General features: G+C 54.1%; 16 protein-coding genes. 13 read left to right on the forward strand and 3 right to left on the reverse strand.

From position 1 onward, the window contains the following. Positions 1-51 precede the first annotated feature (51 nt). From glsB to QRN24_RS04350, 7 genes are all read left to right on the forward strand, one after another. On the forward strand, positions 52-978 hold the full coding sequence (glsB, locus tag QRN24_RS04320) for a glutaminase B (RefSeq protein WP_025204200.1): 927 nt from the start codon (positions 52-54) through the stop codon (positions 976-978). Then, positions 978-1,334 carry a DUF4186 domain-containing protein gene (locus tag QRN24_RS04325; RefSeq protein ID WP_047356499.1) on the forward strand — a complete coding sequence of 119 codons (357 nt, stop codon included), beginning with the start codon at positions 978-980 and terminating at the stop codon, positions 1,332-1,334. Before glsB ends, QRN24_RS04325 begins: the two co-directional genes overlap by 1 nt. Positions 1,335-1,447: 113 nt before the next feature. Further along, positions 1,448-2,893, forward strand: a complete 1,446-nt coding sequence (locus QRN24_RS04330; protein ID WP_020884148.1) for a sensor domain-containing diguanylate cyclase — start codon at positions 1,448-1,450, stop codon at positions 2,891-2,893. Between the two features lie 109 nt (positions 2,894-3,002). Continuing rightward, positions 3,003-3,968: a sensor domain-containing diguanylate cyclase gene (locus tag QRN24_RS04335; RefSeq protein ID WP_063156410.1), complete on the forward strand. Its 966-nt coding sequence runs from the start codon at positions 3,003-3,005 to the stop codon at positions 3,966-3,968. Positions 3,969-4,050: 82 nt separating this feature from the next. Next, a complete protein-coding gene (locus QRN24_RS04340) occupies positions 4,051-4,578 on the forward strand; it encodes a GNAT family N-acetyltransferase (protein ID WP_284942386.1) in 528 nt (175 codons plus the stop codon). Positions 4,579-4,695: 117 nt separating this feature from the next. Next, positions 4,696-6,147 (forward strand): tagaturonate reductase, encoded by a 1,452-nt coding sequence (locus QRN24_RS04345; RefSeq protein WP_284942387.1) that lies wholly within the window; start codon positions 4,696-4,698, stop codon positions 6,145-6,147. 202 nt (positions 6,148-6,349) lie between these two features. Continuing rightward, positions 6,350-7,264 carry a bestrophin family protein gene (locus QRN24_RS04350; protein ID WP_014170060.1) on the forward strand — a complete coding sequence of 305 codons (915 nt, stop codon included), beginning with the start codon at positions 6,350-6,352 and terminating at the stop codon, positions 7,262-7,264. On the opposite strand, the gene QRN24_RS04355 is transcribed toward QRN24_RS04350, so the two are convergent. After that, positions 7,252-7,800: a GNAT family N-acetyltransferase gene (locus tag QRN24_RS04355; protein WP_284942388.1), complete on the reverse strand. Its 549-nt coding sequence runs from the start codon at positions 7,798-7,800 to the stop codon at positions 7,252-7,254. The two genes, QRN24_RS04350 and QRN24_RS04355, sit on opposite strands and share 13 nt — an antisense overlap. Before the next feature lie 143 nt (positions 7,801-7,943). On the opposite strand from QRN24_RS04355, the gene QRN24_RS04360 reads away from it, so the two are divergent. The 5 genes from QRN24_RS04360 to QRN24_RS04380 all read left to right on the forward strand — a co-directional run bounded on the left by QRN24_RS04360 (position 7,944) and on the right by QRN24_RS04380 (position 12,933). Further along, on the forward strand, positions 7,944-8,384 hold the full coding sequence (locus QRN24_RS04360; protein ID WP_284942389.1) for a GNAT family N-acetyltransferase: 441 nt from the start codon (positions 7,944-7,946) through the stop codon (positions 8,382-8,384). Positions 8,385-8,529: 145 nt separating this feature from the next. Beyond that, positions 8,530-9,525 carry an alpha/beta fold hydrolase gene (locus tag QRN24_RS04365; RefSeq protein WP_032681006.1) on the forward strand — a complete coding sequence of 332 codons (996 nt, stop codon included), beginning with the start codon at positions 8,530-8,532 and terminating at the stop codon, positions 9,523-9,525. Between the two features lie 44 nt (positions 9,526-9,569). After that, the gene (locus QRN24_RS04370; RefSeq protein ID WP_025204193.1) at positions 9,570-10,310 is read left to right on the forward strand and encodes a response regulator; all 741 of its coding nucleotides are present in this window, start codon (positions 9,570-9,572) and stop codon (positions 10,308-10,310) included. Further along, positions 10,307-11,605, forward strand: coding sequence for an ATP-binding protein (locus QRN24_RS04375; RefSeq protein ID WP_025204192.1), 1,299 nt, complete (start codon positions 10,307-10,309; stop codon positions 11,603-11,605). Before QRN24_RS04370 ends, QRN24_RS04375 begins: the two co-directional genes overlap by 4 nt. A gap of 137 nt (positions 11,606-11,742) precedes the next feature. Next, the gene (locus QRN24_RS04380) at positions 11,743-12,933 is read left to right on the forward strand and encodes a cytochrome c biogenesis protein/redoxin (protein ID WP_284942390.1); all 1,191 of its coding nucleotides are present in this window, start codon (positions 11,743-11,745) and stop codon (positions 12,931-12,933) included. A gap of 6 nt (positions 12,934-12,939) precedes the next feature. Here QRN24_RS04380 and tam read toward each other — a convergent pair whose 3' ends face one another. Then, entirely contained in the window at positions 12,940-13,698 is a 759-nt protein-coding gene (gene tam / locus QRN24_RS04385) for a trans-aconitate 2-methyltransferase (protein WP_020884139.1), read from the reverse strand. A gap of 82 nt (positions 13,699-13,780) precedes the next feature. Further along, complete coding sequence (locus tag QRN24_RS04390; RefSeq protein ID WP_025204189.1) at positions 13,781-14,365, reverse strand: NUDIX hydrolase; 585 nt, start codon at positions 14,363-14,365, stop codon at positions 13,781-13,783. 86 nt (positions 14,366-14,451) lie between these two features. Between QRN24_RS04390 and QRN24_RS04395 the strand changes: the two genes are divergently transcribed. Then, on the forward strand, positions 14,452-15,225 hold the full coding sequence (locus QRN24_RS04395; protein ID WP_020884137.1) for a DeoR/GlpR family DNA-binding transcription regulator: 774 nt from the start codon (positions 14,452-14,454) through the stop codon (positions 15,223-15,225). Positions 15,226-15,255: the final 30 nt, after the last annotated feature.

Below are 15,255 nucleotides of genomic sequence, written 5' to 3' on the forward strand. Positions count from 1 at the left end.
AGCCTCTGTTATACTCGCAGCCCGTTTTAGCCTGAGGGCAAGGAGCAAAGTGTGGCTGCGGTCATCCATAATGAGATGTTGGACGAGATTCTGTCGCAGGTTCGTCCGTTAATTGGAAAAGGGAAGGTTGCCGACTATATTCCGGCCCTTGCCTCGGTCAGCGGGAACAAGCTGGGTATTGCCATTTGTACGGTAGACGGGCAGCGTTACCAGGCCGGTGACGCAACCGAGCGTTTTTCAATTCAGTCCATTTCAAAAGTACTCAGTCTGGTTGCGGCCATGCGCCAGTATGAGGAAGACGAAATCTGGCATCGCGTGGGGAAAGATCCGTCCGGGCAGCCTTTCAACTCACTGCTTCAGCTCGAAATTGAACAGGGTAAGCCGCGTAACCCGTTTATCAATGCCGGTGCGCTGGTGGTTTGCGATATGCTGCAAAGCCGTCTCAGCGCCCCTCGCCAGCGCATGCTTGAAATTGTCCGCCAGCTCTCGGGCGTCGCGGATATTGCCTACAATGCGGTGGTGGCGCGCTCGGAGTTTGAACACTCCGCCCGTAACGCGGCTATCGCCTGGCTCATGAAATCGTTTGGTAACTTCCATAACGATGTCGCCACCGTGCTGCAAAACTATTTCCATTATTGCGCGCTCGAAATGAGCTGTGTTGAACTGGCACAGACATTCTTGTTCCTCGCCCATCAGGGGCATGCGCCGCACCTCGCGCAAGATGTTGTCTCGCCCATGCAGGCGCGTCAGGTGAATGCCCTGATGGCGACCAGCGGGATGTATCAGAACGCCGGAGAGTTTGCCTGGCGCGTCGGTCTTCCGGCCAAATCGGGTGTCGGCGGCGGGGTGGTGGCAATCGTGCCTCACGAAATGGCGATTGCCGTCTGGAGCCCGGAGCTGGATGAAACGGGAAATTCACTTGCCGGTGTGGCAGTTCTGGAGAAACTGACCCAACGTCTGGGACGTTCCGTATACTGATGTCGACCCTGGATCCGCTTTTTGTCCGCCTGGCGCGATCGCCTTTTCGTTCGCGCTTTCGCTTAGGCACGAAGGAACGGCAGTACTGCTGGGACAAAGGTGCCGAAACCATTGACCAGCACGCCGCCGATTTTATTGCCCGGCGTCTTGCACCGGCCCATCCCACCAATGACGGGAAACAGACGCCCATGCGCGGTCATCCGGTGTTTATCGCTCAGCATGCCACCGCCACCTGTTGTCGTGGCTGTCTGGCAAAGTGGCATAACATTCCGCAGGGTGTTCAGCTCAGCGCGCAGCAACAGCATTATATCGTCAGCGTGATCCACCACTGGCTGGTGCTGCAGATGAACGCCTAAATTTGACGAGTTATGATCCTGTTGTATTTGTGTTATAGATGCAGGTTAAGTTAGTTCAGATCCTGCTGACGATCGACATAATCGCCATAAGTTATTATACGGAATGATATTTAATGCGTTCTGCTCTCTCTGCCTTCAGGTTTTTTCAACCCGATACTCCGCTGCGTAATGCGTCGTGGATCTTTATTCTCACCACCTTATTCTATTTTGTGGGTGCTGAATTGCGTCTGGTTGAAGCGTTGTCGCTGTTCTGGCCACTGAATGGCGTTATGGCGGGAGTATTCGCCCGTTATGCTTATTTGAATCGTCTGCATAACTACGCGGTCGCGTATGTTGCCATGCTGATGTACGACGCGGTCACCACCAGCTGGGGAATGGCCTCGCTGGTGATTAACCTGTCGAATATGATTTTTATCGTCGTGGTCGCCATACTGGTTCTGCGTGATAAACGGCTGATGAAAACCCCCGATCCGCTTAATGCGCTGCGTCTGTTTAACTACTGCCTGATTGCTGCGCTGCTGTGTGCCTTGCTTGGCGCGGTGGGGTCGGTCGGTATCGACAGTCACACCTTCTGGCCGCTGTTTGCCGACTGGTTTAGCGAGCAGTTTTCAACGGGGGTGCTGATTGTGCCGTGTATGCTGACGATTAGCCTGCCCGTGCGTGATATTCAGTTACGTCTGGAGCAGCTGTTCCCGGTTATGGCGTTGATTGTCTCGGTGGTCGCATCGGTGGTGATTGGCGGCGCGGGGAGCCTCTGTTTCCCGCTGCCGGCGCTTATCTGGTGTGCGGTACGCTACCCGCTGCCCGTCACCTGTTTACTGACGTTTCTCACGGGCGCCGTTGAGATCATTCTGGTTGCCAACTCCATTATCAATATTGCCGTTGCGACACCGCTTTCGACCCCGATGATGTTCTCAGCCCGGCTGGGCATTGCCACTATGGCTATTTGTCCGGTGATGGTCTCCGTCAGCGTGGCGGCCATTAATTCACTGATTCGTCAGGTGTCACTGCGGGCAGATTATGATTTTCTGACGCATGTCTATTCCCGCTCCGGGCTTTATGAAGCGTTAAAGCAAGAAGAGGCGCACCGGCATTCGCGTTTTTTAACCGTCATGCTGCTGGATATCGATTACTTCAAAAGCATCAATGATAACTACGGTCACGAGTGCGGTGATCGCATACTGGCGGCCTTTGCCCGGCAGGTTCAGCAGGTTGTCGGTGAGGACGGTATGGTGGCGCGAATGGGCGGAGAAGAGTTCGCGGTGGTCGTGAACTCCGGGGATGCGCAGCACGGTTTTGAACTGGCTGAACGCATCCGAACCACCGTCGCACATCATCCGTTTACCTGGCGCCAGCAGACGCTGTATCTGACCGTCAGCATTGGCCTGGGCAGCGGTAAATCTGAATCATGGCAGTTGACGGAGGTCTTTAATAAGCTGATGGCTGAAGCGGACGATCATCTCTATCGTTCAAAGAAAGCGGGGCGAAATCGGACCAGCGCCCGGCTGTCGGATGAGCAGGTTACTGCAACCTCCGGCAGCGAAACATCACTGCATTAGTCGTCATGAGCCAGTGACGTTAACAAATAGCGTCTGAACAGGATATTCGTACACTGACAATGTCTCTGTTTAAGCTACGCTTTTAGTAAAGCTTGCGTCAGGAGACGTTATGAAAACACCTGCAACCCCTGAAAACGAAACGGAACGTCTGAACTCGCTGCGCGAATCAGGCCTGCTTGAAATCGACAGTTCGCCGGCCTTTGACCGCCTGACGCGTCTGGCAAAACGCTTTTTCCAGGTGCCGCTGGCGATGGTCAATCTTATCGATGAGCATTCGCTGATCGTGAAGTCAGCGGATGGCCAGGCACCGGACTCTGTCCCGCGCAATATCTCATTTTGTGGCCATACGATCCTCAGCGAAGCGCCGCTGGTGGTGGGGGACATGCGTCAGGATGACCGCTTTGCCGATAATCCGCTGGTGGCCGGTGAGCCCGGCGTTCGTTTCTACGCTGGTTTCCCGCTGCGTCTGCGCGACGGCGCGAGCGTCGGATCGCTTTGCCTGATTGATTATTCTCCGCGCGAGTTTACGGCGGCCGATCTTGCCGTGCTGGGAGACCTGGGCGCGCTGGCAGAAGATGAATTTGCCGCCGTCAGTGCGGCGACTACCGATGAACTCACCGGCTTATTCAACCGTCGGGGCTTTAATCAGCTCGTCCGGTTTACCCTGTCCGTCGCCCGACGCCGTGCAGAGCCGTTAACCCTCGGCTGGCTGGATCTGGATCGTTTTAAGGAGATAAACGATCGCTACGGTCACGAGGAAGGGGATAAGGCGCTGAAGGTGATGGCGCAACTGATGCGTTCCTCCTTCCGTGAGGCGGATCTGCTGGTTCGCTTTGGCGGGGATGAGTTTGCCGTGCTGTTCGCCGATACGGATGAGCAGGGGGCCTGGATTGCGATGCAGTATCTGGCCGAGCAGGTCGAAAATTATAATGCCCGCAAACTGCATCCGTGGTCGCTTCTGTTCTCGTGGGGCCTCAGTGAATTCGACCACAATGGCCATGACCTGCAACAGTGGCTAAAAGAGGCCGATGAAAAGATGTATGCCATGAAGCAGCAACGCCATCGCGAAAGATGACATAACAAAAGCCTATGATCGATCCGTTTGCGTTAATAAGATGTTAATTGCACAGTGACGGTATTCAACGTAAGGAAAAACAATGAATACCTCACTGCACATCAAAAACCTCACCCGGGAAGAGATCCTCACCCACCTCGATGCGTTGTCCGCGATCCTCGAAAACTGCGTTAACGGCGGCGCATCCGTCAGTTTTATGTTGCCCTTTAGCCCGGAGAAAGCGCGTGCTTTCTGGCACGGTATTGCTGAGAGCGTGGGACGCAATGAACGTCTTGTGCTGGCCAGTATCGATCCGCAGGACGGTGTTATCGGCACGGTACAGTTGATCACCGATCAGCCGGAGAATCAGCCGCATCGCGCGGATGTGGCAAAACTGCTGGTCCATGAAAAAGCGCGCCGTAAAGGGGCGGCAATGGCTCTGATGGAAGAACTTGAAGTTCAGGCCAGAGCCAGAGGCATTTCGGTCCTGGTACTGGATACGTCCGCCGGCAGCGGTGCCGAGACGTTCTACCAGCGTGCTGGCTGGCAAAAAGTGGGGGAGATCCCGCGCTATGCATTGATGCCGGATGGCGCGATGACCGCCACCTCCGTGTTCTATAAGTTCTTATAATTATTTTTCACAACTCCATCATGAATTGATCAAAACAGGGTTCCCGGTCGTAAAGTTTTGATAAGTTATCGTACCAATCTTATCAGGCTGTATGACTAATTATAAAAGGAACCCATTGTGAACACACTTAACCGTCATGATTTTCCCGGTCCACACTATCCGGAACGTATCATTCAGTTTGGTGAAGGCAATTTCCTGCGGGCGTTTATCGACTGGCAAATCGACCTGTTAAACGAACATACCGATCTCAACGCCGGTGTGGTGGTCGTTCGTCCCATTCAAAGTGATTTTCCGCCGTCGCTGAATACGCAGGATGGTCTGTATACCACGATCATTCGCGGCCTGAACGAGAAGGGCGACGCGGTGAGCGATGCACGTCTTATCCGTTCCGTTAACCGCGAAATCAACGTTTATAATGAATACGATGCGTTCCTCAGGCTGGCTCATAACCCGGAGATGCGCTTTGTGTTCTCGAATACCACGGAAGCCGGGATCGGTTATCACGCGGGCGACACCTTTGAAGATGCGCCTGCCGTCAGCTACCCGGCGAAACTGACGCGATTGCTCTTCGAGCGTTTCAGTCATTTTAACGGTGCGCCAGACAAAGGCTGGGTCATCATTCCGTGTGAACTGATTGACTACAACGGGGATGCGCTGCGGGAACTGGTGCTGCGCTACGCGCAGGAGTGGGCGCTGCCGACGGCCTTTACTGAATGGTTGAACGATGCCAACTGCTTCTGCTCGACCCTGGTTGACCGCATTGTAACGGGTTACCCGCGTGAAGAAGTGGCCGCCCTGCAGGCTGAACTGGGTTATCAGGATGGGTTCCTGGATACCGCCGAACACTTCTATCTGTTTGTGATTCAGGGCCCTGACTCCCTTGCCAGCGAACTGCGTCTTGATAAGTTCCCGCTCAACGTATTGATCGTGGATGACATCCGGCCTTACAAAGAGCGTAAAGTCGCCATTCTGAACGGTGCGCACACGGCGCTGGTACCGGTAGCTTTCCAGGCCGGGCTGGACACGGTAGGCGAGGCGATGAACGATGCTGAAGTGTGCGCTTTTGTCGAAAAAGCTATCTATGAGGAAATTATTCCAGTACTGGATTTGCCGCGTGATGAGCTGGAATCGTTCGCCAGTGCGGTAACGGGTCGTTTCCGTAACCCTTACATCCGGCATCAGCTGCTGTCGATTGCCCTCAACGGGATGACCAAGTTCCGCACCCGCATTCTGCCGCAGCTGCTGGCAGGGCAGAAAGCAACCGGGTCATTGCCTGCGCGACTGACGTTTGCTTTAGCGGCACTGATTGCGTTTTATCGCGGGGAGCGTAACGGGGAAAGTTACCCGGTTCAGGACGACGCGAACTGGCTGGCGCGTTTCCAGCAGCTGTGGACACAGCATCACGATCGCCAGATCACTACCCGCCAACTGGTAAAATCGGTACTGAGCGTGAGCGAACACTGGGAGCAAGATCTTACGCAGGTTAACGGCCTGGTCGAGCAGGTTACACGGGATCTGGATGCTATTCTGCTTCAAGGAATGCGTGCGGCGGTTAAACCGCTCTGCTAACACCGTTGCCCGGCTTCGGCCGGGTTTTAATGGGGATCTTATTAGTTACAACATACTATTTGCTCTGTTTTTAAAAAACACCTCTGACACCGTGCGGTTTAGGCTAGCCAGGTCAGAAAATTCAATGTTTTATTAACATGCTTGCAACCGTGAGGGGGATCACGTTTAATAGCCACGCTCTTTTTCTTTCCTGAAACTCACTATGATTGTTCGTCCTAAACAGCACTGGTTACAACTCATCTTTGTCTGGCATGGCTCGGTACTGCCAAAAATCTATACCCGCTTGCTACTCAACTTTTTGCTTTCTATCGCCGTGATCCTGATGCTGCCGTGGTACACGTCCCTTGGCATCAAATTTACCGTTGCGCCATTTAGCATTCTCGGTGTGGCGATCGCTATCTTTCTCGGTTTCCGAAACAACGCCTGCTATTCCCGCTACGTTGAGGCGCGCCAGCTTTGGGGGCAACTGATGATAGCGGCACGCTCTCTGTTTCGCGAGGTAAAAAACACCTTGCCGGACGATAAACATCTCGGCGAGTTTGTCCGCCTGCAGATTGCCTTTGCCAACTGTTTGCGCATGACCCTGCGCCGGGAAACGAACGCCGAACAACTTTCCCGTTATCTTCCGGAAGATGATTTACGCAAGGTGATGAACGCCAACTCGCCGGCGAACCGTATTTTACTGATCATGGGGGAGTGGCTTGCCGTCAGGCGCCGCAATGGCGAGCTCTCAGATATCCTGTTCCACAGTCTCAACAACCGGCTGAACGACATGTCCATCGTCCTGTCGGGTTGCGAGCGTATTTTGACGACACCCGTACCGTTTGCTTACACGCTGATCCTTCATCGTACGGTGTATCTGTTCTGCATCATGCTGCCGTTCGCGCTGGTCGTCGATCTGCACTACATGACACCTTTTGTGTCGGCGCTGATTTCTTACACCTTTATCTCGCTGGATACGCTGGCGGAAGAGCTGGAAGACCCGTTTGGTACCGAAGATAACGACCTGCCGCTGGACGCCATCTGCAACATGATGGAACGTGACCTGTTGCAGATGAACGATGAAGAAGAGATCCCCGAAAGACTGTTACCGGATAAGTATTATCAACTGACCTGACGGGCATTCCATTCGTCACGGGTGATTTCCCACAGTTCGGAATCCAGTATGCCGCTGACGTACGCTTTCTTTTCTGTCCTGATAAGCCGCATGCCGCTACTGTCTGAAATACGGCGGGAGCGGCTGTTAGCAGCCGCTTTTGGCGCACGCAACACCGGCTTGTTCAGGGTGTTAAACCAATAATCCGTCGCCGCAATACAGGCCTCACGCATGTATCCCTTACCCTGAAACTCCGGCGCCAGCCAGAACCCACGGTTGTTATCTTCGACATCGTACAGGCAGATAATCCCCATCAGCTCATCCGGCGCCTCGCGACGTCGAATACTCCAGAACCAGGCAATGCCTTTTTCCATATCCGGCAGTGCAACGTTATTAACATAATACTCCGCGCCGTTATCCGGGTAGGGCCAGGGCACTGAGGAGACCATATAGCGAACGATTTCCCAGCGTGGATAAAGCCGCTGTATCTGGGCGGCATCTTCCGCGACCAGGGGAATGAGTAACAGGCGGTCTGTCGTTAGCGTCGGTATTGTCATCCGTGGTTCTCCCTGTTTAAGCGTTATGTTTTTGTTCACCTTCTGATATTTTCATCTCTATCACATTCTTTTTCGGTGTGCTGGAATTCTTTACTACCAATAACTGCTTTTAAAAGGCTTTCGATTTGTAATAAGAGGAATATATGGCTGTTACGGTAAGAGCTTTACGCGCAGAAGATTATTCCCAGTGGCGTCCGCTGTGGGACGGCTACACCTATTTTTATGACTGTGTCCTCGATGAGTCCGTGACCGCCGCGACATGGCAAAGGGCGCTCGACGAGCGTTCATCGATGTTTTGCCGGGTTGCGGAAAGCGACGGCAACGTCATCGGCTTCGCCATGTGTATTTTGCACGAAGGAACCTGGTCGACAGCGCCCGTTTGTTATCTGGAAGACCTGTTTGTTGCTGCCAGCCAACGGGGAGCAGGGACCGGAAAAGCGCTCATTGACGCCCTGATGGACGAAGGCAAGCGCGAAGGGTGGTCAAAACTTTACTGGGTCACGCGGCAGAACAACCCGGCACGTAAACTCTACGACCAATATGGCGAAGCCGACGATTACGTTCGTTATCGCGTCTCGCTTTAAGACGCAATGACCTGTGTTTGTATCACATTGTATCAACGCCTCTGATACATACACAGGCTTGCAATAAAGGCCCATTCGCACATATCCGCTATACAAACCGATGTTGTTATATCCCCGTGAATCGTACTCAATCGGAGATAACAACATGTTCAGCAAACTCGCATACTCAACTCTCGCATTAACCGTTTCTCTTGGTACCGTCATGTCCTGTCAGGCCGAAGCAACCGGTACTGATTTCACGACGGCGTTTGATCATCCTCAGCAGATTAACGCCGGCGACCTTAACGTCGGTTATGTCGACATCGGCCCGAAAGATGGCCAACCGATCATTTTATTACACGGCTGGCCCTACGATATTCATAGTTATGCGCAAGTTGCTCCCGCGCTGGCTGCCAAAGGATATCGGGTGATTGTGCCTTCTCTGCGTGGCTACGGAACTACCCGTTTCCTCTCAGACAAAACGCCGCGTAACGGCCAGCCTTCGGCCATGGCGAAAGACGTTGTGAACCTGATGGATGCCCTGAACATCAAGCAGGCCGTTTTTGCCGGATACGACTGGGGTGCCCGTACGGCGGACATCGTCGCGGCGCTGTGGCCAGAACGCGTTAAATCGCTGGTCTCCGTCAGTGGATACCTGATCAGCAGCCAGCAGATTGGCAAACAACCCTTACCGCCGAAAGCAGAAGTTCAGTGGTGGTATCAGTTCTATTTCGCCACCGAACGTGGTGCTGAAGGCTACGCCAAAAACACCCATGACTTCGCCCGTTTGATCTGGTCGCAGGCATCACCTGACTGGAAATTTAGCGATGCAACGTTTAACGCCAGTGCCAAATCCCTTGATAACCCGGACCATGTCGCGGTGACGCTCAGTAACTATCGCTGGCGTTTAGGGCTGGAAAAAGGGGAGCGCAAATACGACAGTTATGAGCAAAAACTGGCAACGCTTCCGAATATTACCGTCCCGACGATCACCATTGAAGGCGGAAACAACGGGGCGCCACATCCTGCTCCACAGGCCTACGCCGGGAAATTCACCGGTAAGTATGAACACCGTACCTTTGGCAAAACCGTAGGTCACAATCCTCCGCAGGAAGATCCGCAGGATTTCGTCAACGCAGTTGTGGACGCAGATAAACTCTGAAATGTGCTATTTTCAATACGTTACCCTTCAGTCTGGAGATTTCTGTGGAGCATATTGATCATATCCTTGTCGTCGATGACGACAGGGATATTCGTGAGCTGATTGTCGATTACCTCGTTAAGTCCGGATATCGCGCCTCTGGCGCGGCGAATGGCAAAGAGATGCGAGTTGTGCTTGATAAACAGCATATCGATCTTGTGGTGCTGGATGTCATGATGCCCGGCGATGACGGATTAACGCTGTGTCGTCAGCTCCGAAGCGGTAAACATAAAGACTTGCCCATTCTGATGCTCACGGCGCGTAACGAGGAAACAGACCGGATCCTGGGGCTGGAGATGGGGGCAGACGATTATGTCGTGAAGCCTTTTGTTGCACGCGAGTTACTCGCGCGGATCAAAGCCATTTTACGTCGTTTCCGCACAATGCCCCCCAATTTACAGGTGACGGAAGCCGGGCGACTGGTCACGTTCGGTGAATGGCAACTGGACACCGTGGCCCGTCATTTAATCGACAGTGAAGGGATGGTAGTGGCGCTCAGCGGGGCGGAATATCGTCTGCTGCGCGTGTTCCTCGATCACCCTCAGCGCGTCCTGACCCGGGATCAACTGCTAAATCTGACCCAGGGGCGCGATGCCGAGCTTTTTGAACGATCGATTGATCTGCTGGTGAGCCGGGTGCGTCAGCGTCTGAATGAAGACGCCCGCACGCCGGCCTATATCAAGACCGTGCGCAGTGAAGGTTATGTCTTTACAATGCCGGTGACCATAAAAGAGGCCAATGAATGACGCTTTGGCCACGCTCGTTGCTGTCCCGGCTGTTGGTCATCGTGCTGGCTGGACTCTTACTGGCGAATACTCTCAGCCTGACGCTGGTGATGGTTGAACGCATGCACAGCGCCCGCACCGTAATGCTGGGTAATCTGGAAAACGATGTAGCCACTAGCGTGGCCATTCTTGACCGACTTCCCGCTCAGGAGCGGGCGGCCTGGCTGCCGCGGCTGGAGCGCGGTAACTATCGCTATATTCTCGGGCCTGGAGAACCGGGCGCACCGCCTGAGGATAAGCGTTCACGCGATGCCATTCGAACGCTAAAAGAGACCCTTACGGCTGACTACCCGCTCACGTTTACCGCCGTTCCCGGTCCCATTTCCCATATTCAGGCGCATCTCACCTTACGTGATGGCGCACCGTTGACCATCGATCTGACGCCACGCATGCCGCCGGTCGCCAGCTGGTTACCTGTTGTGCTGGTATTGCAGCTGCTGCTGCTTGCGGCCTGTGCCTGGATCGCCGTGCGTCAGGTGATTCGGCCTTTTTCTCAGTTTACCCGTGCAGTTGACGCGCTGGACCCGGCGGCAAACACACCAATGACGGAGAAGGGGCCGGTAGAAGTGCAAAGAGCCGCGCATGCCTTTAACGCGATGCAGGCGCGCATTCAATCCTATCTTCGCGAACGCGCGCAGATCCTGGCATCCATTTCTCACGACCTGCAGACGCCCATCACGCGCATGAAATTGCGCGTCGAGATGGCCGATCAACCCGAGTTACGCGACAAGTTATTGAACGACCTCGATAACATGACCCGTCTGGTGCGGGAGGGGATTGCCTATGCCCGGTCATCAGAATCCCTGGAAGAGACCTCGCTAAAGCTGGAGCTCAATGCCTGGGTAAACAGTATTGCCTGTGATTATCAGGACATTGGTAAAAACGTGCAGTTTCAGGCAAACGACGCCCGCCTGCCGATAGTGACTCGGCCGCAGGCGCTTCGCCGGGTGATGACCAACCTCCTGGATAACGCGCTTAAGTTTGGTGGCTATGCCGTTATTGAGATTGATGATTCTTCTGCCGGACACATTGCTATCCATATTCTGGACGGCGGGCCGGGGATACCCGAGGCTGAACTCGACGCGGTATTACAGCCTTTTTATCGGGTAGAAACATCGCGTAACCGTGATACCGGCGGAACCGGCCTGGGGCTGGCGATTGCCGCACAGCTGACCGCGCAGCTTGACGGGAAACTGCGGCTGGCAAACCTTCCTGAAGGCGGGCTGAAGGTCACGGTAACGCTGCCGCGTCGCTAATTGTACGGTTTTGTATCCGGTTGCGTGACCGATACGAGAGCAGACAAATCGTCCCCTTTTGCACACATCCCAAACACATCCGTACGATGAAATACCCTCACTGCAGCGTCGCAGGCCATCTGTAATGTGAGGTTTTTATGTTTTTGATAATCGCGTTTCTGGGCGGGATGATAAGCCTGCTCAGTCCATGTACGCTCCCGGTGATACCTCTTCTGTTTGCCGGTTTTCAGGGGCAGCGAAGACATATCCTGGCTCTGCTGGCAGGGATGATCGTGATGTTTACCGTGGTGGCGATGGTTGTCACGGTTGCCAGCGAATGGATCACGAATGCCACGATAATAGGGCGCTGGCTGGCACTCATTATTCTGGCTACAGCCGCGCTGGCCTTGATTTTCCCGTCCTTCGCCCAGCGTATAGCCGGGCCTGCGGTCAGCGCGGGCAATATCCTCAATACCCGCAGCGGACAAACGCGCGGAATGTTTTCCGCTTTCCTGGCCGGACTGGCCGTCGGTCTGCTCTGGTCTCCCTGTGCCGGACCGATCCTTGGGGCTATTTTCAGTATCAATATTGCGGGTCATTCGGCCATCACCACCGGCGCGCTGTTGGCGGCGTATGGCAGCGGATGTGCGCTTATGCTGGGCCTGCTTATGGCCGGCGGTCGGAAACTGATGGCACCGCTGCGGGCCAAATCAGCGCTGATGGAAAGGGTGCGCAAGGGGGCGGGCGTGGTGATGTTAGCGGCTGTGGCGTTCAACGCCACGGGGATGAACTCGGTGCTGAAAGGTGCAAATGGGGTGGCAGACCGTCTTGAAACGACGCTGTTAACCCTGGCGAAGCCCGCCACTGCGCCAGTAAAACTGCAGCCGGTCGTCATGACCGAACCCAGCAGTCAGTTGCCTTCGTTAAGTGGCGGAACCGGGTGGATTAATGGTGACCCTGTCACGTCTGAATCATTGCGAGGTAAAGTCGTCCTGATTGATTTCTGGACCTGGGACTGCATCAACTGCCAGCATACGCTCCCGCATGTCCGCGACTGGGCCACACGATATCAGTCCCAGGGTCTGGTGGTCATCGGCGTGCATACGCCTGAATATCCGTGGGAAAAACCGCTCTCGTCGGTGAAAAACGCGGTGAACAAATGGCAACTGCCGTATCGGGTCGTGACGGATAATAACTACCAGATCTGGAACGCCTTCGGTAACCAGTACTGGCCGGCACATTACTATTTCGATGCCAAAGGGCAGTTACGTTATACCTCTTTTGGCGAAGGTAACTATGAAGAACAGGAAAAAGTTATCCAGCAGCTGCTTAAAGAGGCCCGCTCATAACGTTGCTCAGGGCTGACGTTGAGCAATGATAAACAACCGTGGAAAAGCCAGCAGTATCTGCCCGTTTTCCTGGAGCGGATACTGCTCTTCCAGCATTTCATGGTAGCGTTTGAGAAAACGTTTCTGCTCGCTCTCATTAAGCTCCTGCAGCCACGGACGTAAACCGGTTGCGCTTACCCAGTCAATAATGGCCTGGTGTGAGCTCATTTTATGGAAATAGGTTGTCCGCCAGATATCCACATCACAACCGGCGTCTGTCAGAATGTCGTAATAGGCATGCACGCCGGGTAAGGCTTCACGCCCCCGGTCGGGATAGCCTTGTTCCCAGGCAACTTCACGCATCGCCACATGAGTGGGCTCAAGCCAGTTGTCAGGCATCTGAATGGCCAGTACGCCATTTAACGTGAGCAGAGAGACCAGGTGCGGCAGGAGATCGTAGTGGTCGGGCACCCACTGCAACGAGGCATTGGCGTAAATCAGGCTCAGCGGCTGGCCGGGCTTAAACTGGCGGATATCGGCCTCAACAAAGTGGCAATCCGGTAAGGCGCTGCGGGCTTCGTCGAGCATCGCAGGTGAGTTATCGACCCCTGTGACGTGCGCTGAAGGCCAGCGATGTTTTAACAGCGCCGTACTGTTTCCAGGCCCGCAGCCCAGATCGACGATGGATGACACGTCATCCAGGGGAATTCTGGCGAGCAATTCAGCGGCGGGGCGCGTACGTTCGGCTCCGTATCGCAGGTACAGGGAAGGGTTCCAGTCGGCCATCTTTGCATCTCCGTTGTGCATGCTTCAGCAAGAATAGCACACGCAGACACCTGCACTGCGGCAGGTGTCTGTCCTGCGGCAATTACAGAATGCCTTTCAGGGCAACATGATAAAGCAGCATGATGGTTTTCCCGTCGACAATCCTGCCCGTTTCAATGCCGCGCAGTGCCTCTTCCAGCGTCATTTCCAGTACGTCGATATCCTCACCCTCCGCTTTGAGTCCACCGCCTTCACTGGTTCTGTCTTTCGGCTGGTATTCGGCGAGATAAAAATAGAGTTTTTCAGTGACGGAGCCCGGGCTCATGTAAGCTTCAAAAATTTTCTCAACGCGGGAAACGCTATAGCCGGTCTCTTCTTCCGCTTCTGCTTTAATCCGGCTTTCCGGATCCATGTTATCGAGCAAGCCCGCAGCAGCTTCAATAAGGTCATCTTCGTGCCCGTTAATAAAGACAGGGAAACGGAACTGGCGGGTCAGAATCACCGTCTTTTTATCCCGGTTATAAAGCAGGATGGTGGCTCCGTTTCCCCGGTCGTAAACTTCGCGATTTTGCCGCTGCCATTCGCCATCGCGTCGCTGAAGATCAAAGGTATATTTTTTCAGGATGTACCAGTTATCAGACAGTGTTTCACTTTCTATGATGCGTACATCTGCACGTTTTGATTGCACGTTTGTTCCTCCTTACGTAGAGTAATTATCATAAACAGCATTGTCGTGCAGTTTCAAGATTAAACGTGCAATATCAGGAATTCCTTATGCTCACAACGCAGCGAAAACAATTGATCCTTGAAAAGCTCGAGGCTGAAGGTCAGGTCCAGTCGAAAGCGCTCAGCACGCTTTTCGCGGTGTCTGAAGATACCATTCGGCGTGATTTACGCGAGCTGGCGGCAGAAGGGCGTTTACAGCGTGTTCACGGCGGGGCGCTGCCGTCATCCTCGGCCATTGCCCCGTTTGCTGAGCGTAAATCGGTAAAGATGGATGCCAAGAAAAATGTCGCCCGTAAAGGTGCGCAGCTGATTTCTGACGGCCAGGTGGTGATCATTGACGGCGGCACGACCACGTCAGAGCTGATTACGTTTCTGCCTCCTGATTTGAAGATAACCGTGGTCACGCACAGCCCAGGCATTGCGCTGGGACTTGTCGAACATCCCTCCATTGAGGTTATCCTGATCGGTGGCCGTCTGTATAAACACTCTATTGTCGCGGTCGGCGCGGCTGCTATCGAAGGCATCGAAAAAATCCATGCGGACCTGTTCTTTATGGGAGTGACTGGCATCCATCCTGATGCGGGCCTGACGACCGGTGATTTTGAAGAGGCGAGTATCAAACGTGCATTTTCCGGCAGAGCCGCCGAAACGGTTGTGCTGGCTTCCCCCGAAAAAATCAATACCGCGTCATCTTTTGTGATTGGCGATCTGTCGCTGGTGAACACGATTGTCGTTGAAGACGATACCGATAGCGCCTGGATTAACGCGGTAAAAGAAAAGGGGGTTTCCGTGGTGATGACCTCTGAACCGGAAAAGGCATAACCCACGCGAAAAGCCTTTATGATCCGGCCT

This window comes from Enterobacter sp. MEB024 (assembly GCF_030209635.1).
GTDB lineage: Bacteria > Pseudomonadota > Gammaproteobacteria > Enterobacterales > Enterobacteriaceae > Enterobacter > Enterobacter ludwigii.